Genomic DNA, 20903 nt, shown 5'->3' on the forward strand with positions numbered 1-20903 from the left:
ACGCCCACGGGCGTGGCTTTTTTGTGTCCCGCATGCAAACCCCTGCTCATCACCTTCTCACCGAAAACCGGCTACCGATGACCTCACCCAGCCCGACCCGCCGATCGCTCTGGATCGCCCTGCTGATCACCCATCTCGCTGGCCTTGTAGCGCTACTCGCCTGGGTGACGTCGGAAACCCGACCGGTGCCGATGCACGACCTCCAGCTTGCCGGTGGCGAGCGGCTGAAATGCGTGTCCTACGCCCCCTACCATCGCCCCGGGCAGACGCCGTTCGACCCGGAAGCGATGATCTCGCGCGAGCAGATCGCGGACGATCTGGCTGCGCTGGCGAAGATCACCGAGTGCGTGCGCCTGTACTCGGTGGACCAGGGCCTCGATCAGGTGCCATCGGTTGCCCGCGAGGTCGGCATCAAGGTGCTCGTCGGGGCCTGGATCGGCTACGACCGCAAGAAGAACCAGATCGAGCTCGATCATGCGATCAAGGTCGCCAACGACAATGCCGACGTGGTCACGGCACTGATCGTCGGCAACGAAGTTCTGCTGCGACGTGAGCGCACCGTCGATGAGATGCGCGAGCACATCGCCTACGCGCAGTCCAGGACTGAAGTGCCCGTCACCTATGCCGACGTGTGGGAGTTCTGGATTCGAAACGACAGCCTCGCCGACGCGGTCGACTTCGTCACCGTCCACATCCTGCCCTTCTGGGAAGACGAGCCGGTCGATATCGAAAAGGCCATCGTGCACGTTGCCCAGATCCGCACCGAGGTCGGTGAGCACTTCAAGGGCAAGGGCATCCTGATTGGCGAAACCGGCTGGCCCAGCGCCGGGCGTCAGCGTGAGGAGTCGAAGCCGTCCCGCGTCAATCAGGCGCGCTACATTCGCGAATTCATCCACCAGGCACACGCCAGCGGCTGGAACTACAACCTGATCGAGGCCATCGACCAGCCCTGGAAACGTCGCCTCGAAGGCACCGTCGGCGGTTTCTGGGGCATGCTCGATGCAGAGACCCTGAACGCCAAGTTTCCGCTTTCAGGCCCGGTTGCCGAGCGCGACGACCTTGCCACGCCGATTGGCGGAGCCGCGGTCGGTGCCGTGCTCGCCCTGCTCCTTGCCGTCGTGTCGCGCGCTGGCAAGCCCTCGCTGCTGCGCATCGCAGCGCTGACGCTGAGCGGCGCAACGACCGGTCTGCTTGCGGTACTGCACTGGGAACACGCACACCTGGCCTACCGCGATACAACCGAATGGATCGTGCTCGGCGCCGTGGCCGTCGCTGCTGTTCTATCGACCCTCGCGCTGGCGTGCTGGCAAGGGACTGCCCTGCCACGCGCGGAAACGGCGTGGGCGGCGCTGCGTCACGGCGACCTTTCTGCCGCCAACACGCTCGGCGCGCTGCGTGGCGTACTGCTGTTCGCAGCCGCCATCGCCGCGCTGCTGCTGTTTGCCGATGCGCGCTATCGCGACTTCCCGACCCTGCTCTATCTGGCGCCGGCGGGCGTGTACGGGGTGATCGCGTGGTGGAGTCCGGCTGCAGGACGTGCCGAGCGCGTCTGCGCCGCGCTCATCGTCCTTGCCGTCGTCGGTCGCTGGCTACCTGAGCCCGCCAACCCGCAGGCCATCGCCTGGCTGCTCACCGGCCTCGTGTTCGCCCTGCCCGCGCTTGCGCGGACGCAGCAACACGAGCAGTGACAGCAGCCCGCCGACTGCAGCGTAATCGTAGCTGTACAGCAGCAGGCCACCGATACCGCTCAGCCAGCCTGCCCAGGCAAGCTTGCGGCAGGACAGCATGAACGCGATCCCTCCGCAAATCAGGCTGAACCAGCCCATGCGCTGCTGGTGAAAAGTCTGCACCAGCAGCCACTTAAGCGTACATGCAAGGCCAGTGTCCTGGCCGGGCGCAGCACAATCACGCGGCAGCAGACCGTTCTCGATCACCCCGTAACGCAGCCCCACTGCAATCAACAGCACAACAAGGCCCGCAACGAGCACTGAGCGGCCGCCATGTTTGAACAAATTATTACCAATCACCCGGCTTTTCCCTTACAAATCAATCGTAATGCGCCCGCAATACGTCCTGTTGCAAATCAGCCCCCAGAGAATCTCCTAAGGGACTGAAATACTGAATAAAATGCTGCCCGTTGAAGCTGGAACGGACGGCGTGGATTCTGTCACATAAGCCGGGCCCGGAGTGCGTTTGCGCAAGCGCGCCTGATGACACGCTTCAATTCGGGCCCACAAAGCCGTGCTCGCTGTTGATCCGGGCCTACAAGCCCTTGACTGGAAACGCTTTAGACATGAAAAACGCCGCCTCGCTCACGTACCGCCTGGCCCTCGCGTTTGCCATCGCCGCGCTTGTTGCACTCGCACAGTACTGGCTCTGGCAACAATTCAACCGTGGTTCCGAAGTTGCAGGTGCGACCCAGAGCATCAAGGGATTCGCCTACAACGGTTTTCAGCGTGACCAAAGCCCGCTGCTCGGCACCTATCCCACCGATGCCCAGCTTGGTAGCGACCTCGACCTGCTCGCCAGCGCAGCTGACAACCTGCGCACCTACGGCGTCACCGACCTGCCGAGCCTGCTCGCCATCGCAGGCGAACGCGACCTGCTCGTCACCGCCGGCGCCTGGCTCGACCGCGACAAGGAAAAGAACGATCGCGAGATCGATGCCCTCGTCGAGGCCGCACGCAAGATGCGCCACGTCGAGCGCGTCATGATCGGCAACGAATCCATTCTGCGCGGCGACCTCAGCCCGGAAGAGCTCATCGTCTATCTCGACCGTGCGCGCAAGGAACTGCGCAAGCCCGTGTCGTCTGCCGAACCCTGGCACGTCTGGCTCAAGTACCCGGAACTGGCCAAGCACGTCGATTACATCACCGTTCACCTTCTGCCCTACCACGAAGGCGTACCGGTCGAGGCCGCGGTGAACTACGCTTTCGAGCGTTACGACGAACTGGCAAAAACCTTCCCGAAGAAGAAGATCGTCGTTGGCGAGATCGGCTGGCCGAGCAAGGGGCCGGTCATCGGCGCGGCCGTACCTTCGCTCGACAACGAAGCCCGCTTCATCCGCGAGTTCCTTGCCAACCCCCGCACCGCCCGTATCGACTACTTCCTGATGGAAGCGATCGACCAGCCGTGGAAAGTCGAAATCGAAGGCTGGGCCGGCGCCTACTGGGGCATGTTCAACGCCGACCGCCAGCCCAAGTTTGCGCTTGAGGGCCTGGTTCAGCGCGATCCGCACTGGAGCAAGAAAGCGAGCAACGCCGGCGTCCTTGCGCTGCTGCCGATGTTCCTGATTGCCTTCTTCCTCACCGACTGGAGCATCGCCGGACGCATCTTTCTTGCTGGCATGATCCAGGCCTGTGTGTCGACGCTGATCGTCGGCCTCAACGTACCGGTGGACTACTACCTGACCCAGCGCGACCTGATCGGACTCGGCATGCTCATTGCCGCGACCGGCATGACGGCGGCCGTGCTGCTGTCGCATGGCTTCGAGTTCGGCGAAATGCTGTTCAAGGACAAGTGGCGCCGCCGCTTCATGCCCTTGCCGCCGCATGCACCCGACGAGCAGCCCTTCGTGTCGATTCACCTAGCCTGCCACAATGAGCCGCCGGAAATGGTGATCGCCACCATCGACAGCCTGGCCGCACTCAACTACGCCAACTTCGAAGTCCTCATCCTCGACAACAACACCAAGGATGACGCCCTGTGGAAGCCGCTGGAAAAGCGTTGCGCCGAACTCGGCCCGCGCTTCCGCTTCTTCCACCTGATGAACTGGCCAGGCTTCAAGGCCGGTGCGCTGAACTACGGACTCAAGGTCACCGACCCGCGCGCCGAAGTCGTCGGTGTGGTCGATGCCGACTACGTGGTCGACCCCGAGTGGCTGTCCTGTCTCATTCCGCACTTTGACAAGCCCGATGTCGCTGTCGTGCAGGCGCCGCAGGCCCACCGCGACTGGGAAACCCAGCCCTTCCGCCGCATGTGCAACTGGGAGTTCGACGGTTTCTTCCGCATTGGCATGCACCACCGCAACGAGCGCAACGCACTGATCCAGCACGGCACCATGACGCTGGTGCGCAGGCTCGCGCTCGAAGAGGTGGGCGGCTGGTCGGAGTGGTGTATCTGTGAAGACACCGAGCTCGGCCTGCGCCTGATTGAAAAGGGTTACGACACCCGCTACGTGGATCACATCCTCGGCCGCGGCCTGACGCCGTCGGACTTTGCCGCGATCAAGAGTCAGCGTTTCCGCTGGGCCTTTGGTGCAATGCAGATCCTCAAGAACCACCTGCCGCACATGGTCGGCCGCAGCACGCTGAACCTGGCGCAGCGCTATCACTTCCTGACGGGCTGGTTCGCCTGGCTGGGAGATGCCCTGCAACTGGTGTTTGCGTTCGGCAGCCTGATCTGGACGCTCGGTATCCTCGCCTTCCCCAAGGCCTTCGGACTGCCGGTCACTGCGCTGGCCTTCCCGATTCTTGGCTTCATGGCATTCAAGGCCGCGCTGGGACCGATCCTCTATCGCCGCACGATGGACTGCCCGTGGAGGGACATCCTCGGCGCATCCATCCTCTCGGTCGGACTTGCGCACTCGATCGCCCGCGGCGTGTTTGCCGGCCTGGCGAAGAAGAAGGGCGAGTTCGTCGTTACGCCCAAGGGCTGGAAGGCAAAGGGTGCGCTGGCCTTCTTCGGCCCGATCCGGGAAGAGATCGGCATGCTGCTGGCGCTGATCCTGGGTGCGGTTTCGCTGGTCATGACCCGCGGTGCCGACAACCTCGAAACCCAGCTGTGGGTCGGCATCCTCTGCCTGCAGTGCATCCCCTACGTCGCCTCCATTGCGTGTCAGGTGGCCGCCTACATGCCCGACCGCCAGACCGCCGAAAGCGACTGCAAATTGCAGCCGGCGCACTGACGGTCGCAAACGACAGACGAAAAAACGGCGGGCTCAGGCCCGCCGTTTTCTTTTGCTGGTGCCCGCCCGTGGGCAGGACGGCAGAACCCGTGCAGGCTCAGGCCGCCGCCAGCCGCCACAGTGAGGTCATTTCTGCCGACCGGGCATGGTGCAGCGGATCGGACTCATCCGTGGCACGTGAATGCCGGGGCCGGATTTCCGAGCGCGCCACGACTTTCAGGCCATTCTTTGCGATCTCCTCCTGCAGGAACTCGCGGCTGCGCAGGCCGAGGTGCTCCGCGAGGTCGGACAGGATCAGCCAGCCTTCGCCACCCGGCGTCAGGTGTGACGCCAGTCCGCTCAGGAAGCCCTTGAGCATGCGGCTGTCGGGATCGTACACCGACTGCTCGAGCAGGGAACTGGCAGCGGCCGGCAGCCAGGGCGGGTTGCATACCACCAGCGATGCGCGGCCATCAGGAAAGAGGTCGGTGGTCTCGATCTCGACCTTGCCGCTCATGCCGAGGCGCTCGATATTGTCGCGTGCGCATGCGATCGCGCGCGGCGACTGATCGGTCGCAATCACGCGTGCCACGCCACGCCGAACCAGCAAGGCTGCCAGCACGCCGGTACCGGTGCCGATGTCGAACGCGAGCGCCTTGCCCGGTAGCGGCGCTTTCGCAACCAGATCCACATATTCGCCGCGCACCGGCGAATACACGCCGTAGTGCGCATGGATCCGCGCACCGAGCTCCGGAATCTCAACGCCCTTCTTGCGCCACTCATGCGCACTGACGACCCCGAGCAATTCACGCAGGGAAACGACAAAGGGCCCCGTGCTCTCGCCGTAAGCCTCAACGCAGGCTTCGCTGATATCCGGTGCGCGGCGCAGCGGAATGATGTAATCCTCGCCCACGGGAATCAGCAGCATGCCGAGAATACGGGCACGCTGTGCCTGCGACTGCCGATAGAGGTGGAAGGCATGGGCCGGCGTCACATCGGCCGCCTTGGCCTTCTTTCGTGCAGCCTTCTTCGGTTTCGGTTCGGCGCGTCGCGCCACCGCCTGCAACAACAGGCGCGCATTCTGGAAGTCGCCGCGCCACAGCAGGGCCGTACCCTCGCACGCAAGACGGAAGGCCGTATCGGCGTTCATGGTGTCGTCGGCCATCTGCACGCGACGCGGTGGCGGCGTACCGCTCTCGGAATGCCAGCGCGCAGTGCACGCTTCGTCTTGTTCGGTCCAGCTCAACTGGAGATCAGTCATGGTCGGAAACTCCGGAATGATTGAAGACCTGCGCGCACCACGGCGCAGCAGGATGAAAATGCGGCGGTCAGGGGACCGCGGGCAATGAAATTTCGTGACTGCGCTGTGCGCCGGACGTCAGCGCCCGGCAATCGTCGAGAAAGGTTCTGATGGCTGCCGTATGGTACTTCCCGCGACGCCAGATGAACTGAAAACGACGCCGCAGATCGAGTTCAGGCGTTTCTACCGGAACCAGGCTGCCACGACGAAACGCATCACGCAGCGCCAGCCGGGAAATGCAACCGATTCCGAGTCCGCTCTCGACCGCGCGTTTGATTGCCTCGGTGTGCTCAAGTTCGAGCTGGACTCTCAGCCCCCCCTCCCAGTGACGCAAGGCCTGCTCGAAGGTTTCGCGGGTCCCCGATCCGCGCTCGCGCAGGATCATCGGCTCGGCTGCAATCTCGGCCAAGGTCGCAGTGGACTGCTGCGCCAGGCGGTGGGACGGCGCACAGAACACCACCAGTTCGTCGTCCACCCAGGGTTCGATCTCGATCTCGCGATCGAGAACCTGCCCCTCGATGAGGCCAAGATCGATTTCATGATGAAGTACCTGGGCCACCACGTTGGCCGTGTTCTGCACCTGCAGTTGAACATGGCTTTCCGGATGTCGTTGCAGAAAGCCCGAAACAATCAGCGGCAGAAGGTAATTGCCGATGGTCAGCGTTGCCCCGACCCGCAGGCTTCCCAGTCCGCGCTCTCCACGCAACAGCGCCTCCACCTCCTCCGCACGGTCCAGCAGCTCCACCGCGCGCGGCAGCAGCAGACGTCCCTGCTCGTTCAGGTGCAGACGCCGGCCGTGACGATCGAACAGCTGATGCTCGAACTGGTTCTCCAGTTCGGCGAGCGCCGCGCTGGTGGCGGACTGCGACAGATTGAGCGCTTCGGCGGCACGCGACACATTGTCACTGCGGGCGATGGCAACAAAGGCTTCAATCTGGCGAAGGGTGTACTTCATATTTATAAAACCGGTAAGGCTTAGCTGAATTATCCACCATTCAGGTAAAGAAGCGCCGGTAAACTTCGCCCATCACTCATTTACCCAAGAGCGCATCATGAGCAATCTGAATCAGGAACGCATCCTCAGCGTCCATCACTGGAACGATTCCCTGTTCAGTTTCCGCACCACCCGCAACCCCGGCCTGCGATTCGAGAACGGTCAGTTCGTCCTGATCGGTCTCGAACTTGACGGCCGTCCGCTGACGCGCGCCTACAGCATCGCCAGCCCCAACTACGAGGAGCACCTCGAGTTTTTCAGCATCAAGGTGCCGGACGGTCCGCTCACCTCGCGCCTGCAACACCTGCGCGAAGGCGACCCGATCGTGATCAGCAAGAAGCCCACCGGCACGCTGGTGCTGCATGACCTTCGCCCCGGTCGCAACCTGTACCTGATGTCCACCGGAACTGGCCTGGCACCGTTCATCAGCGTCATCCAGGACCCGGAAACCTACGAGCGCTTCGAGCGCATCGTTCTGATCCATGGGGTGCGCCACACGTCCGAACTCGCCTACGCGGACTTCATCGAGAAAGACCTGCCCGAGAACCCCTGGTTTGGCGACTCCGTGCGTGAAAAGCTCATCTACTACCCGACCGTCACCCGCGAACCCTTCCGCAACAACGGGCGCCTGACCGACCTCATCCGCTCCGGAAAGCTGCTGAACGATTGCGAGTTGCCGCCCCTTGACCCCGCGCTCGACCGCGCCATGATCTGCGGCAGTCCGTCGATGCTCGCCGACTGCTGCACCCTGCTCGACGAACAGGGCTTCCAGATCTCGAAACGCATCGGCGAACCAGGCGACTATGTGATCGAACGCGCATTCGTGGAACGCTGACCGCCCGCCGGTCCGCTTGTATTCTTAATTCGGACCGGCACACAAAAGACGTACTACGAAAGATGTAGTTATATTTTTATCTGGTACTGCGAAGAATTCTCAAGTTCCTTGATCAGTATCAAATTGATTGAACTCTGCGGACGTAAGATGCCGCAGTGAAGAACAGTACGCCTAATTTCGTTATAGCTGGCCTGCTGACCGCGTTTGCTGCCACCTTGGTCATTCTGACCTGGCGCGAAGCGCCATCGGCCGCCTCCCCATCGCCCACCGCTCTGGTGATGGCCGATGCGATTCGGCGCGCGGAGCCGATCTCCCCGCTGCCGACCGCTCCGCGGGGTGCAGATCCACTTCGTGCCGCGCTCGGAGAACGCCTCTTTCACGACCCCGTGCTCTCGGTCGATTACACGATCTCCTGCGCCAGCTGCCATCCGCTCGACAGAGCCGGCGCTGACGGTCTGCCCACCTCCAGAGGGGTAGGTGGCGCACTCGGCACCGTCAACGCCCCGACTGTGTTCAACGCCGGTCTGAACTTCGCTCAATTCTGGGACGGACGGGCTGCGACACTTGAAGAGCAGGTCGCCGGGCCGCTTCATAATCCGGTGGAAATGGGCTCCAACTGGAGCCTGGTGGTCGAACGCCTGAATAAAAGCGATGACTATCGCAGCCTGTTCGCCGAGGTCTATCCACAAGGCATCAACGCGGAAACGATCGCCGATGCGCTGGCCGCTTTCGAGCGCAGCCTGCTGACGCCCGGCGCCCGCTTCGACCAGTACCTGCGTGGCAAGACCGACGCGCTCAGCGCCGATGAGATCGAGGGTTACGCCCGTTTCAAGCGTCTCGGTTGTTCCAGTTGCCATCAGGGCGTCAATGTCGGCGGCAACCTGTTCCAGCGCTTCGGCGTGATGGGCGATTACTTTGCCGACAAAGGCATGAGCACCCCGGCCGACCTCGGCCGTTTCAATGTCACCGGCCGACAGGAAGACCGATACGTCTTCCGTGTTCCAAGTCTGCGCAACGTCGCGCTCACCGCCCCCTACTTTCACGATGGCAGCGTCGAGAAGCTTGATGACGCTGTAGAGATCATGGCGCGCTATCAGCTCGGGCGGACGCTCAGCAAGGAAGACCGCCGGCTTCTCGTGGCCTTTCTGCACACTCTCAGCGGCAGTTTTCGCGGAGCACCCTTGAAGTGAGCGCCCACGAACGGCTCACGCTGCCGCCCACCACCATCATCAGTCGCAGCGGGTTTGCGTGGATGATGGTGGCCATCGTCATTGCAGCCAGCCTGTTGAGCTGGCTGTTCCTGCGCGCAGATGCGATCTCACCCCAGGCGCACGAGCACTATGCGCGCGAACTCAGGCTGTTGCGTCAGGCCGACGCCGAACTCAACGCTGCGGTGCTGGCCAGCCGCGTCGGACTTCAGGTTGACTTCGATACCATCGGCACGGCAACCGGCGAACTGCACAAGGTTGTGTCCGAACTCGAGGACGTCCCCGGCTTTCTGTCCGCCAACGACCGTCTTCAGGTACTGAACCGCATCGCACAATACCGCGATGTCCTGGAACAGAAGATCCGCCAGATCGACCTGTTCAAGCGCGAGCACTCGGTGCTCCGCAACTCCCTTGCCTATCTGCCACTCGCAACCGACCTCCTGATCGGTGACGACACTGCACCGATCGCGCAGACCCGGCCGATCGGGATCTTCGTGCGGGGCGTAATGACGCATGCACATACCGCTGACGCGCAGCTCGCACAGAGGCTTGAAGAGAGCATGACGAAGCTGGAGTCGATCGTCGCACAGCTGAAAGGGGCGCATCAACAGCAGATGACGAACGTGCTGCTGCATGGCCGTGTGATCCTCGAGCGCAAGCCGATTCTCGACACGCTGACCCGCGAGACGTTGGCCATGCCGACTGCAGCGCTCGGCGAAGAACTGGCGCAGACCTATGCCCACGGCTACGAGCGGGCTTCGCGTACCGCCCACAACTACCGGGTCAGCCTCTATGTGCTGGCGCTGGTTCTTGCCGGCTATCTGGCGCTCGTCATGCTCCGGCTTGCCAGGACGTCCGGCGACCTGGCGCTGGCAAACCGGCAGCTCAAGGAACGCATCGCGACGCTGGATCGCACCCAGCATGATCTCAAGCTCTATGCGACCGTGTTTACCAATGCATCGGAAGGCATGCTGATTACCGATGGCAGAGGCCGGATCGTCGCGACGAACCCGGCATTCAGCGAAATCACCGGCTACACGACGGCGGAAATGCTCGAACGCTCTCCGTCGATGCTGAAATCCGGCCGTCAGCCCGAAAACTTCTACCGCGACATGTGGCGCGCCCTGGACCGGCGCGGTCAATGGCAGGGCGAAATCTGGAACCGGCGCAAGAATGGCGAAGTCTATCCGGAGTGGCTGTCGATCACGGCCGTGCGCAACCAGGACGGCGCGACAAGCCACTATATCGGGTTGTTCTCCGACATCACCGAGCGCAAGCGCGCCGAGGCCCGCATTCACCACCTTGCACACCACGACAGCCTGACCAACCTGCCCAACCGCCTGCTGCTGCAGGACAGGCTGGAGCAGGCCATCCTGCAATCGCGCCGGGTCGGAAGCCACACCGCCGTGCTGCTGCTCAACCTCGACCGCTTCAAGACCATCAACGACTCGCTCGGACACGATCTCGGCGATGGCCTGCTGCAGCAGGTCGCACACCGCTGCCTCTCTGTCGTGCGCGAAACCGACACCGTCTCCAGACCGGGCAGCGACGAGTTCGTGCTGGTCGTACCCGACATCGATCATCCCCAGGATGCCGCGATCGTCGCACGAAAGCTCCTGCAGACCGTGGGCCGCCCCTACCTGCTGGGCGACCACGAGATTACGGTCACGGCCAGCATCGGCATCGCCATTTTCGATGGCGATGGGCTTACACCGGCCGAGTTGCTGCGCAATGCCGATGCCGCCATGTATCGCGCCAAGGCCGAGGGGCGCGATGCCTATCAGTTCTATTCGGCAGACATGAACTCGGCTTCACTCGGCGACCTGCTCCTTGAGAACCAGTTGCGTGGCGCGCTGGAACGCAACGAACTCGAACTCCACTACCAGCCCAAGGTGTGCGCGACCACCGGGCGTCTGGTGGGCGCTGAAGCCCTGTTGCGCTGGCGTCACCCCGATCTCGGTCTCATCTCGCCGGGCCGCTTCGTTCCCGTGGCGGAGGAGTCCGGGCTCATCGTGCCAATCGGCGAATGGGTGATGCGCGAAGCCTGCCGCCAGCTGCAGGTCTGGCGTGACGCGGGCATGATGCCGGTGCCGGTTGCAGTCAATCTCTCCGCACACCAGTTCACGCAGCGCAAACTGTCATCGCTGGTCGAGGAGGTACTGACCGAAACCCGCCTGCCAGCCGGACTGCTCGGGCTCGAACTCACCGAAACCATGCTGATGCGCGATGTCGACCGCACCATAGAAACCCTAAACACACTTCAGGACATGGGTATCGACCTGTCGATCGACGACTTCGGCACCGGTTACTCCTCGCTTTCCTACCTCAAGCAGTTCCGCGTCAACGTATTGAAGATCGATCGCAGCTTCGTCAATGACATCCACCGCGAGAATACCGACGGCAAGATTGCCGCCGCAGTGATCGCCCTGGCCCACAGCCTGGGCATGAAGGTGGTCGCCGAAGGCGTGGAAACCGAGGCGCAGCGTGAGTTTCTGCTCGCGCACGGGTGCGACCAGTTCCAGGGCTATCTGTTTGGTCGTCCGGTCCCGGCAACCGAATTCGAGAAAGCCCTGACTGCACGTCGTGTGGGGCTGCCCGGCGCAGTGCTTGCCAAGCTGCACGAGGAAGTCACCAGCATTTGACCGCAGCGTCGCTCCACGACACACTCGGGCCTCCCTTTCTGCAGGAGCGCCAGATCATGGATGAAACACCGGACACACCGGCAAACACGCCGATTTACGAGATTCCGCTGCGCGCACTCGACGGTCAGGAGCACACACTTGCCGAATACGCGGGCAAGGTGATGCTGATCGTCAACACCGCCAGCCAGTGCGGCTTCACGCCGCAATACGCCGGCCTCGAGACGCTTTACAAGGACTATGCCGCACGTGGATTCGTCGTACTGGGCTTTCCGTGCAACCAGTTCGGCTCGCAGGAACCCGGCAACGAGAACGACATCGCGACCTTTTGCGAGAAGAACTACGGCGTCACCTTCCCGATGTTCGCGAAGATCGATGTCAACGGCGACAACGCTCACCCGCTCTTCGAATGGCTCAAGGACAACGCCAGAGGCGTGCTCGGCACTGAGTCGATCAAATGGAACTTCACCAAGTTTCTGGTTGATCGCGAAGGCATCGTCGTCGGCCGCTACGCATCGACAACGACCCCTGCGTCAATGACTGCCGACATCGAGAGCCTGCTGGATGCCTGATTCCCCTGTGCGGATGTGCGTTCGCGTCACGCAGCCGTATTCATTGACCTTGCGGGCAGGCTCGCAGTAACGCAGCTGAAGGTCCCGTCTCGACATGCGCCGCTTGTTTCTCACTCTGGCCGCGGCAACAACCTTGCTGCTCGTCGGCCTGTCCCTTCTGGTCGTGGCCAGCCTCGACTCGTCGGCACTGGTCCGCCGCAGTGAAACGATCTCGCCCGCTGCGGTCGCGGAAGCCCGCCGCCTGCTCGCGCTCAACGACCCCAGGCAATTGCAGCCAGGCCAGTCGCGGCTGGTGATGGTGCCAGCGAGACTCATCGACGAAGGCGTCAATCACCTCGCAGCGCGTTTCGGTGGCGGACAGGCGGCATTCAGCGCCGCAGCCAGGCAGGCAGAGATCCGCGTCACTTTGCCTGTGCCGCTGATTCCGGTGGAACGCTATCTCAACCTGCGCGCCGACCTGAGCGATGACGGCAAGCAACTTCGCATCGATAGCGTCCGGGTCGGCAGTCTGAGCCTTCCGCCACAATCGGTGTTGCCACTCATCCAGGTGCTTGCGGGCATCGGCGGATATGCCGAGGAATGGCGCCTCGTCCGCAGTTCTGTCGGGCGCATTGCGATTGCGGCCAGCGGCAACAGGGTGGACATTGCCTATGTATGGCTGCCCGAACTCCTCAGCCGCGCACGCGCACTGGCGCTTCCGAGCGAAACCACACAACAGCTCGAAGCCGCTCAGCGCGACCTTGCGGGGCTGCTGGGTTTCCGCGCGCAAGGACAGGCACTGCCCCTGCCTGCGGTACTCAAACCCATGCTGCAGGGGGGTGACGACGCGTCCCTTGCCCGCCGTCGTGCCGCACTCCTCGTCCTAGCCAGCTATCTGGCAGGACGCGACCTTGCCGCAGTCATTCCCGAAGCGGCCGCATGGCCGCGTCCGTCACGCCGGGAACTGACGCTTCACGGTCGCGAGGACACCGCTCAGCATTTCATCATCTCGGCCGCACTTTCGGCTTGGGCAGGCGAGCCGATCGCCGATGCCATCGGCCTGTACAAGGAGCTCGAGGACGCCCGTAGCGGCAGCGGATTCTCCTTCGCCGACCTTGCTGCAGATCGTGCAGGCACCCGCTTCGGAAAGCTGCTCACCGACGATCCGGCACGCATCGACACCGTGTTCGCTGCGCCCGTACGCGACGCCGATCTCGTGCCCATCCTTCGCGGTCTACCCGAGTACATTGCAGAGGCGGAATTCCGCCGCCGCTTCGGCAACACCGAGAGCGCCCCCTACCGTCAACTGGTCGCAGAAGTCGAGCGCCGCATCAGCGCCCTGCCGCTGTATCGCTGACCGCCACGCCCGAACGCATCGCTGCCCCCATTGGCACATGGCGGGCATCCCGTCAGCTGGGGTAGACTCCACGGTTTAGTGTCCATCCCTTCCGGAATTCCATGGCCCAATATGTAATGTCGATGCTCCGCGTGAGCAAGATCGTTCCGCCCAAGCGTCAGATCATCAAGGATATTTCCCTGTCCTTCTTCCCCGGCGCCAAGATCGGCCTGCTCGGCCTCAACGGCTCGGGCAAATCCACCGTGCTGCGCATCATGGCCGGCGTCGACAAGGAATACGAAGGCGAAGTCCAGCATCTCGCCGGTCAGCGCATCGGCTACCTTGCACAGGAACCCGAGCTCGACCCCGCCAAGACGGTGAAGGAAGAGGTCGAGTCCGGCCTCGGCGAGATCGTCGAAGCACGGCAGAAGCTGGAGGAAATCTACGCCGCCTATGCCGAACCCGACGCCGATTTCGACAAGCTTGCCGAAGACCAGGCCAAGTACGAGAACATCCTGTCCTCCGCCGGCGCTGATATCGAAACGCAAATGGAAATCGCTGCCGACGCGCTGCGCCTGCCGCCCTGGGAAGCCGTTGTCGGCAACCTGTCCGGCGGTGAAAAGCGCCGCGTTGCGCTGTGCAAACTGCTGCTGTCACGCCCCGACATGCTCCTGCTCGACGAACCCACCAACCACCTCGACGCCGAATCGGTCGAGTGGCTGGAGCAGTTCCTCACCCGCTTCCCCGGCACCGTGGTCGCCGTCACCCACGACCGCTACTTCCTCGACAACGCCGCCGAGTGGATTCTCGAACTCGACCGCGGACACGGCATCCCCTGGAAGGGCAACTACTCGTCCTGGCTGGAGCAGAAGGGCGAGCGCCTGGCGCAGGAGAGCAAGCAGGAAGCCGCGCACCAGAAGGCGATGAAGACCGAACTCGAGTGGGCACGCTCCAACCCGAAGGCACGTCAGGCCAAGTCCAAGGCCCGTCTGGCACGCTACGAGGAAATGACCACGGTCGAGTACCAGAAGCGCAACGAAACCCACGAGATCTTCATTCCGCCCGGCGAGCGCCTCGGCGACAAGGTCATCGAGTTCAACGACGTTTCCAAGGCCTTTGGCGACAAGCTGCTGATGGACAAGGTCAGCTTCAGCATTCCGCCCGGCGCCATCGTCGGCGTGATCGGCCCCAACGGCGCGGGTAAGTCGACCCTGTTCAAGATGATTCAGAGCCTGGACAAGCCCGACAGCGGCGAGGTCGTCATCGGCTCCACGGTGAAGATCGCCGCCGTCGACCAGTCGCGCGAAGGTCTGGCCAACGACAAGACCGTGTTCGAGGCCGTCTCAGACGGCGCCGACATCCTCACCGTCGGCCGCTTCGAAATGCCCAGCCGCGCCTATATCGGCCGCTTCAACTTCAAGGGTGGCGACCAGCAGAAGATCGTTGGCAACCTGTCGGGCGGCGAACGTGGTCGTCTGCATCTGGCCAAGACCCTGATCGCCGGCGGCAACGTGCTGCTGCTCGACGAACCGTCCAACGACCTCGACGTCGAAACCTTGCGTGCGCTCGAAGACGCGCTGCTCGAATTCGCCGGCTGCGCGATGATCATCTCGCACGATCGCTGGTTCCTCGACCGTATCTGTACCCACATCCTCGCGGCCGAGGGCGACTCGCAGTGGACCTTCTTCGCTGGCAACTATCAGGAATACGAAGAAGACAAGCGCAAGCGTCTGGGTGAAGAAGGCGCCAAGCCCAAGCGTATCCGCTACAAGCCGATCTCGCGTTAAGCGGGCTTCGCTGCACCAGGAAGAGACCGCCGGCAATCCCGGCGGTCTCTTCATGTCAGAACATTTTTCGGGATCTCCACCATGCCCAGTATCGGCACTCCACTCTCCCCCACCGCCACCCGCGTGCTGCTGTGCGGCTCGGGTGAACTCGGCAAGGAAGTTGCCATCGAACTGCAACGCTTTGGTTGCGAGGTGATCGCGGTCGATCGCTACGCCAACGCGCCCGCGATGCAGGTCGCGCATCGCAGCCATGTCATCAGCATGCTCGACGGCGCAGCCCTGCGTGCAGTGATCGAACAGGAGAAGCCGCACTACATCGTGCCGGAGATCGAGGCCATCGCCACTGCGACCCTCGTCGAGCTCGAGGCCGAAGGCTACACGGTGATCCCCACCGCACGTGCGGCCCAGTTGACGATGAACCGCGAGGGCATCCGCCGCCTCGCCGCAGAGACGCTCGGTCTGCCCACCTCGCCCTACCGCTTCGCAGACAGCTTCGAAGACTATGCGGCGGCAGTCGAAGCCCTCGGTTTCCCATGTGTGGTCAAACCGATCATGAGCTCCTCAGGCAAGGGCCAGAGCCTGCTGCGCGGCGCAGACGACGTACACAAAGCCTGGGATTACGCCCAGGAAGGCGGCCGCGCCGGCAAGGGCCGGGTCATCGTCGAAGGCTTCATCGATTTCGACTACGAGATCACCCTGCTCACCGTGCGCCACGCCGGCGGCACCACCTTCTGCGCCCCCGTCGGTCATCGTCAGGAGAAAGGCGACTACCAGGAATCGTGGCAGCCGCAGCCGATGACAGCGGAAGCGATTGCCGCCTCCGAGCGCATCGCACTGGCCGTCACCGAGGCATTGGGCGGACGCGGCCTGTTCGGGGTGGAGCTTTTCATCAAGGGCAACGACGTGTGGTTCAGCGAAGTCTCACCGCGCCCGCACGACACCGGCCTGGTCACCCTGATCTCGCAGGACCTGTCCGAGTTCGCGCTCCATGCGCGAGCCATTCTAGGCCTCCCGATCCCGGCCATCCGCCAGCACGGCCCGGCAGCGTCCGCAGTGATCCTGGTCGAAGGCGATTCGACCCAGCCGGTGTTCGGCAATCTCGACGCTGCCCTGAGCGAGCCCGATACCGCCCTGCGGCTGTTCGGCAAACCCGAGATCAAGGGCCAGCGCCGCATGGGTGTCGCGCTCGCACTCGACACCAGTATCGAGGACGCGCGCGCAAAGGCATTGCGGGCTGCGAGCGCAGTCAGCATCGAGCGCTGAACGCAGGACGGCCGGCAGACGGTTTCGTCGCCGGCCGTATGCGGGCATACTGAAGGCGTTGTGCGCTGCAACGTCGATCGCCGCAAGTTCGTTCAGGCCACGACGGCGATGGTCGCACCCCGGACTCACCGACATGACTCGATACAATGGAGCCGCCATGAGCCCACCCCCCAGCGAATCGGCCGCTAGCGCCGACGTCCTGCCCGACTACCTGCGAAAAACCTATACCTGGGCCTACCTCAGCCACCGTACTCTGCCCTGGCTGGACCGCAGCGTGGTGGTGTCCGCGATTCTGTGGGGCAATGCCGGACGCCTGATGCGCGCGGCGGTGGCGGAGTTTTCGCCCGGGCAGCGCGTGTTGCAGGCCGCCTGCGTATATGGCGCGTTCTCACCGATGCTAGCCGCACGCGTCGGCGAAAACGGCGCGCTCGATGTCGTCGACGTGGCCCCGATCCAGATCGCCAATGTGCGCAGGAAACTGGCCGCGCATACCCACGCCCGTGCCCGCCTGGCCGATCTGAGCGAGCCGCTGGGCAGCACGACCTATGACGGGGTGTGCTGTTTCTTTCTGCTGCACGAAGTCCCTGAAGACCAGCGCCGGAAGATCGTCGACAACCTGCTCGCCGCAGTCGAACCCGGCGGCAAGGCGGTGTTTGTCGATTATCATCGCTGCGCGCGCTGGAACCCGCTTGCTCCGGTGATGAACCTGGTGTTCCGGACGCTGGAGCCCTACGCACCTTCCTTGCTCGACACCCCGATTGAATCGATGTCGGGCCGCGCTGGCGAGTTCGACTGGACACACCGCACCCTGTTCGGCGGGCTGTACCAGCATGTTGTCGCCATTCGCCGCAAGGCCTGACCGCTACCGCCAAAACATCCGGAAACTGACATGACCTACGAAGAACATCTGGACGAAGTCTGCACCCTGCTCTACGAGAATTTCGGCCAAAGCGAAGAAGACGCCGTTGCGATGGTGATGCGTGCGCAGGAAGATGAGTTCTTCAGCGGCCACGACGACGATCCGTCGATCTGCACCAAGGAACGCGCGGACCTCGACGCCCGCGCAGTGTTCAAGAAATACGGGCCGGCCCCCAAGCGCAAGCGCTGAGAACCGACCCCGCCCCCGACACCGCGCTCAGGCGGCAGCGCGGGAAATCGGCGTGGCGTTCTGCATACGCTTGAGTTCGGGCACGCAGGAGCCGCAGTTGGTGCCGCAGCGGGTTCGCGCCTGCAGGGCATCGAGCGACTCGCCGGCGCGGAAGGCCGCCAGGATGTCGTCTTCCGACACGTCGAAGCAGTTGCAGATCACCTTTCCACGCATCACCTTGCCCGCGGGCGGCTGCGTGACCGGCGCCAGCAGCCAGTTGCGCACCGGCGCAGCGGATTCGCGCCTGACCATCAGATCGGTCAGCCAGTCCGACGCCAGCGCCTCACCCGCCAGACGAACGGCCGTCAGCCGGTCGCCATCCACGCGCGCATGCTTTGCGATGTCACGACGGCTGTCGCTGTAGCTCAGAGTCTTGAGCGGATCGTCCAGTCCGAGCGCACGATCGAGTTCGGCCAGCAGCGCCGGTTCGATATGCTCGCAGCGCGCCTTGAGCACCACCACCGGATGTTCGCGTCCGGCCAGGGTCAGACTGGCATAGGGGAAGCCCGACAGCAGGGGTCTCAGGCGCTCCATCAGCGCATGCGGATTGTCCGCGCCGGCCTCGCCGCTTGCGCGCATTGCCACCAGCGTGTGAGCGGCCACGAAGGCCTCGACCTGTACCGCTGCATGCTTCAGTTCGGGCTGCTTCGAATGCGGATCGAACTTCGACGGCATCAGCGTGTTCGAGCCCAGCCCGGACATCGCGTTACCGCCCCAGTGCATCGGCAGGAAACACTGCCCCGCGCGCACGGTGGTCGATTCCAGCGCCTTGACCACCATCGTGCCGCCACGCGCACGCACCGTCACCAGATCACCGTCCTTCAGCCTGCGCCGCGCGAGATCCTCGGGGTGCATGTGCAGCAGCGGCTCCTGCTCGTGGTTGTAGAGGCGCGCCACCAGACCGGTGCGGCTCATCCCGTGCCACTGGTCGCGCAAACGCCCGGTGATGAGATGCAGGGGATAGCGCGCGCTGGGCGACTCCGCCGTCATCGCGTGCTCGGTCACCACGAAGCGCGCCTTGCCCGAAACGGTCGGAAACACCCCGTCTTTGTAAAGGCGCTGCTTTCCGGTGCTTGCACCCTCGGGGAACGGCCATTGCTGCGGGCCATCCGCCTCCAGCATCGCGTACGACAGGCCGGTGATGTCGAGATCGCGATCGCGCGTGCTTTCGCGGTGCTCGTTCCAGATCGATTCCGGGTCGGCGTAGGGGAACATGCGCTGGGCAAGCTCGCCCTTGCCCAGCGCGACCCCGAGCCGGCGTGCAAAGTCGACCGCGATCTGCCAGTCGTGCCGTGCCTCGCCCGGCGCCGGGACGGCACCCCGGACGCGCGTGATGCGGCGCTCGGAGTTGGTCACCGTGCCGTCCTTCTCGCCCCAGGTCGTCGCCGGCAGCAAGACATCGGCATGGCGGCAGGTTTCTGTGTGGGCGAAGGCTTCCTGCACCACCACCAGTTCGGCAGTGGCCAGCGCCTCATGCACAAGGGTCTGATCGGGCATCGACTGCGCCGGGTTGGTACAGGCAATCCAGACCGCCTTCACCTCGCCCGACTTGAGCGCCTGGAACAGCTCGACCGCGCTCTTGCCGGGTTTCTCCGGCACCGAATCCACGCCCCACAGGGCTGCAACCTCGGCACGGTGCGCCGGGTTCGCCAGATCGCGGTGCGCCGACAGCAGGTTGGCGAGACCACCGACCTCACGCCCGCCCATCGCGTTGGGCTGTCCGGTCAGGGACAGCGGACCGGCCCCCTGACGGCCGATCTGCCCGGTGGCCAGGTGCAGGTTGATCAGCGCCGCGTTGTTGTGGCTGCCAAACGCATACTGGTTCAGCCCCTGACAGTACATCGAGAGCGTGGCCGGGCTGCTGGCAAACCACTCCGCCGCGGTTTCGATATCCTTCTTGTTCAGTCCGCAGATCGCCGACGCCATGGCCGGCGTGTATTCACGCACGGTTTTCTTGATCGCATCGAAGCCCTCGGTGTGGGCGTCGATGTAGTCGCGTTTCACCAGGCCTTCCCACAGCATCACATGCAGCATGCTGTTGTAGAGCGCGATGTCGGTGCCGGGAAGCAGCGCGAGATGAAGATCGGCCGCCTCGGCGGTATCGGTGCGGCGCGGGTCGATCACGATCAGCTTCATCGCCGGGTTGGCCTTGCGCGCATCCTCGACCCTGCGGAAAACGATCGGGTGCGCAAATGCGGTGTTGCTGCCGGCAATGACCAGACAGTCCGTGTGCGCGATGTCCTCGTAGCTCGCCGGCGGCGCGTCGGCGCCGAGCGTCATCTTGTAGCCGCTGACCGCACTCGACATGCACAGGCGCGAGTTGGTATCCAGGTTGTTGGTGCCAATCAGGCCTTTGACAAGCTTGTTGAAGACGTAATAGTCCTCGGTGAGCAGCTGTCCCGCGCCGTAGAAGGCCACAGCATCCGGCCCGTGTTCGCGGATGATGGCGGCAAAACGGTCGGCGACGTGATCGAGCGCCGCATCCCAGCTCACCCCCTGACGCGCGGTCTCGCGTGCAGTGCGCAACTCGGGCCGAAGCGCGCGGACGGCGAGGGTTTCAGGTCCAGCCGACAGATGCAGCGTCGATCCCTTGGTACATAACCTGCCGAAGTTGGCCGGATGCGCGGGGTCGCCACGCACGCCGGTAATCTGATCGCCTTCATGCTCGATGATGACACCGCAGCCAACGCCGCAATAACAACAGGTGGAACGCGTTTCTGCCATGCTGGACTCCTTGTTGCAGGAGCTGTAGCAGAAAGCTTGCCAGCTTGGCACTGAGCAACGGGCACGCTTCCGGGGCAAGCCCGGCCATTCGCGCATCAATCCGGTGCACTGCCCCTGATCTGCGCACTGAAACCGTGCCAGGTTTCACGAATCGTGCCGCGCAGCCGTCCGGCACACGGGTGCAGATGGTAGGCTGTTCCGGTTTGGCGCCAATTGATTTTGCTGGTCGCCGGC

General features: G+C 63.6%; 15 protein-coding genes. 11 read left to right on the forward strand and 4 right to left on the reverse strand.

Going from position 1 to position 20903, the window contains the following annotated elements; translation table 11 throughout:
• Nucleotides 1-77 precede the first annotated feature (77 nt).
• Nucleotides 78-1688 (forward strand): beta-1,6-glucan synthase, encoded by a 1611-nt coding sequence (locus tag CEW87_RS17855; RefSeq protein WP_108975148.1) that lies wholly within the window; start codon nt 78-80, stop codon nt 1686-1688.
• Here CEW87_RS17855 and CEW87_RS17860 read toward each other — a convergent pair.
• Nucleotides 1590-2027, reverse strand: coding sequence for a hypothetical protein (locus tag CEW87_RS17860; RefSeq protein WP_234421574.1), 438 nt, complete (start codon nt 2025-2027; stop codon nt 1590-1592). The two genes, CEW87_RS17855 and CEW87_RS17860, sit on opposite strands and share 99 nt — an antisense overlap.
• A gap of 266 nt (nt 2028-2293) precedes the next feature.
• Here CEW87_RS17860 and CEW87_RS17865 point away from each other — a divergent pair, with 266 nt between their 5' ends.
• A complete protein-coding gene (locus CEW87_RS17865) occupies nt 2294-4906 on the forward strand; it encodes a glycosyltransferase family 2 protein (protein WP_108975150.1) in 2613 nt (870 codons plus the stop codon).
• 97 nt (nt 4907-5003) lie between these two features.
• On the opposite strand, the gene CEW87_RS17870 is transcribed toward CEW87_RS17865, so the two are convergent.
• Both CEW87_RS17870 and CEW87_RS17875 read right to left on the reverse strand, forming a co-directional pair.
• Nucleotides 5004-6146 carry a methyltransferase gene (locus tag CEW87_RS17870; protein WP_108975152.1) on the reverse strand — a complete coding sequence of 381 codons (1143 nt, stop codon included), beginning with the start codon at nt 6144-6146 and terminating at the stop codon, nt 5004-5006.
• 67 nt (nt 6147-6213) lie between these two features.
• Nucleotides 6214-7140, reverse strand: a complete 927-nt coding sequence (locus CEW87_RS17875; protein WP_108948392.1) for a LysR family transcriptional regulator — start codon at nt 7138-7140, stop codon at nt 6214-6216.
• Between the two features lie 97 nt (nt 7141-7237).
• Between CEW87_RS17875 and CEW87_RS17880 the strand changes: the two genes are divergently transcribed.
• From CEW87_RS17880 to CEW87_RS17920, 9 genes are all read left to right on the forward strand, one after another.
• Nucleotides 7238-8014, forward strand: coding sequence for a ferredoxin--NADP reductase (locus CEW87_RS17880; protein WP_108975154.1), 777 nt, complete (start codon nt 7238-7240; stop codon nt 8012-8014).
• A gap of 155 nt (nt 8015-8169) precedes the next feature.
• Nucleotides 8170-9204 carry a cytochrome-c peroxidase gene (locus tag CEW87_RS17885; RefSeq protein WP_234421575.1) on the forward strand — a complete coding sequence of 345 codons (1035 nt, stop codon included), beginning with the start codon at nt 8170-8172 and terminating at the stop codon, nt 9202-9204.
• The gene (locus CEW87_RS17890; RefSeq protein ID WP_234421576.1) at nt 9201-11864 is read left to right on the forward strand and encodes an EAL domain-containing protein; all 2664 of its coding nucleotides are present in this window, start codon (nt 9201-9203) and stop codon (nt 11862-11864) included. The genes CEW87_RS17885 and CEW87_RS17890 overlap by 4 nt, the downstream gene beginning before the upstream one ends.
• Nucleotides 11865-11920: 56 nt before the next feature.
• On the forward strand, nt 11921-12433 hold the full coding sequence (locus CEW87_RS17895) for a glutathione peroxidase (RefSeq protein WP_108975155.1): 513 nt from the start codon (nt 11921-11923) through the stop codon (nt 12431-12433).
• Between the two features lie 94 nt (nt 12434-12527).
• Complete coding sequence (locus CEW87_RS17900; RefSeq protein WP_108975157.1) at nt 12528-13769, forward strand: hypothetical protein; 1242 nt, start codon at nt 12528-12530, stop codon at nt 13767-13769.
• A 101-nt stretch (nt 13770-13870) separates the two neighbouring features.
• A complete protein-coding gene (ettA, locus tag CEW87_RS17905) occupies nt 13871-15535 on the forward strand; it encodes an energy-dependent translational throttle protein EttA (protein ID WP_108975159.1) in 1665 nt (554 codons plus the stop codon).
• Between the two features lie 81 nt (nt 15536-15616).
• Nucleotides 15617-16798 carry a formate-dependent phosphoribosylglycinamide formyltransferase gene (gene purT, locus CEW87_RS17910; RefSeq protein WP_108975161.1) on the forward strand — a complete coding sequence of 394 codons (1182 nt, stop codon included), beginning with the start codon at nt 15617-15619 and terminating at the stop codon, nt 16796-16798.
• Between the two features lie 157 nt (nt 16799-16955).
• Nucleotides 16956-17657, forward strand: a complete 702-nt coding sequence (rquA, locus tag CEW87_RS17915; protein ID WP_108975163.1) for a rhodoquinone biosynthesis methyltransferase RquA — start codon at nt 16956-16958, stop codon at nt 17655-17657.
• A 30-nt stretch (nt 17658-17687) separates the two neighbouring features.
• The gene (locus CEW87_RS17920) at nt 17688-17906 is read left to right on the forward strand and encodes a hypothetical protein (RefSeq protein ID WP_108948399.1); all 219 of its coding nucleotides are present in this window, start codon (nt 17688-17690) and stop codon (nt 17904-17906) included.
• Nucleotides 17907-17933: 27 nt separating this feature from the next.
• Here CEW87_RS17920 and CEW87_RS17925 read toward each other — a convergent pair whose 3' ends face one another.
• Nucleotides 17934-20669, reverse strand: coding sequence for a nitrate reductase (locus tag CEW87_RS17925; protein ID WP_108975165.1), 2736 nt, complete (start codon nt 20667-20669; stop codon nt 17934-17936).
• Between the last annotated feature and the right edge of the window lie 234 nt (nt 20670-20903).

Origin of the sequence: Parazoarcus communis (genome assembly GCF_003111665.1) — a bacterium.
GTDB classification, from domain to species: Bacteria; Pseudomonadota; Gammaproteobacteria; order Burkholderiales; family Rhodocyclaceae; genus Parazoarcus; species Parazoarcus communis_B.

Excerpts from the sequence above, each read along its gene's own strand:
- CEW87_RS17855 (WP_108975148.1), top strand. The coding sequence starts at position 78 with ATGACCTCACCCAGCCCGACCCGCCGATCGCTCTGGATCGCCCTGCTG.
- CEW87_RS17865 (WP_108975150.1), top strand. The coding sequence starts at position 2,294 with ATGAAAAACGCCGCCTCGCTCACGTACCGCCTGGCCCTCGCGTTTGCC.
- CEW87_RS17870 (WP_108975152.1), bottom strand. The coding sequence starts at position 6,146 with ATGACTGATCTCCAGTTGAGCTGGACCGAACAAGACGAAGCGTGCACT.
- CEW87_RS17875 (WP_108948392.1), bottom strand. The coding sequence starts at position 7,140 with ATGAAGTACACCCTTCGCCAGATTGAAGCCTTTGTTGCCATCGCCCGC.
- CEW87_RS17880 (WP_108975154.1), top strand. The coding sequence starts at position 7,238 with ATGAGCAATCTGAATCAGGAACGCATCCTCAGCGTCCATCACTGGAAC.
- CEW87_RS17895 (WP_108975155.1), top strand. The coding sequence starts at position 11,921 with ATGGATGAAACACCGGACACACCGGCAAACACGCCGATTTACGAGATT.
- CEW87_RS17900 (WP_108975157.1), top strand. The coding sequence starts at position 12,528 with ATGCGCCGCTTGTTTCTCACTCTGGCCGCGGCAACAACCTTGCTGCTC.
- ettA (WP_108975159.1), top strand. The coding sequence starts at position 13,871 with ATGGCCCAATATGTAATGTCGATGCTCCGCGTGAGCAAGATCGTTCCG.
- purT (WP_108975161.1), top strand. The coding sequence starts at position 15,617 with ATGCCCAGTATCGGCACTCCACTCTCCCCCACCGCCACCCGCGTGCTG.
- rquA (WP_108975163.1), top strand. The coding sequence starts at position 16,956 with ATGAGCCCACCCCCCAGCGAATCGGCCGCTAGCGCCGACGTCCTGCCC.
- CEW87_RS17920 (WP_108948399.1), top strand. The coding sequence starts at position 17,688 with ATGACCTACGAAGAACATCTGGACGAAGTCTGCACCCTGCTCTACGAG.
- CEW87_RS17925 (WP_108975165.1), bottom strand. The coding sequence starts at position 20,669 with ATGGCAGAAACGCGTTCCACCTGTTGTTATTGCGGCGTTGGCTGCGGT.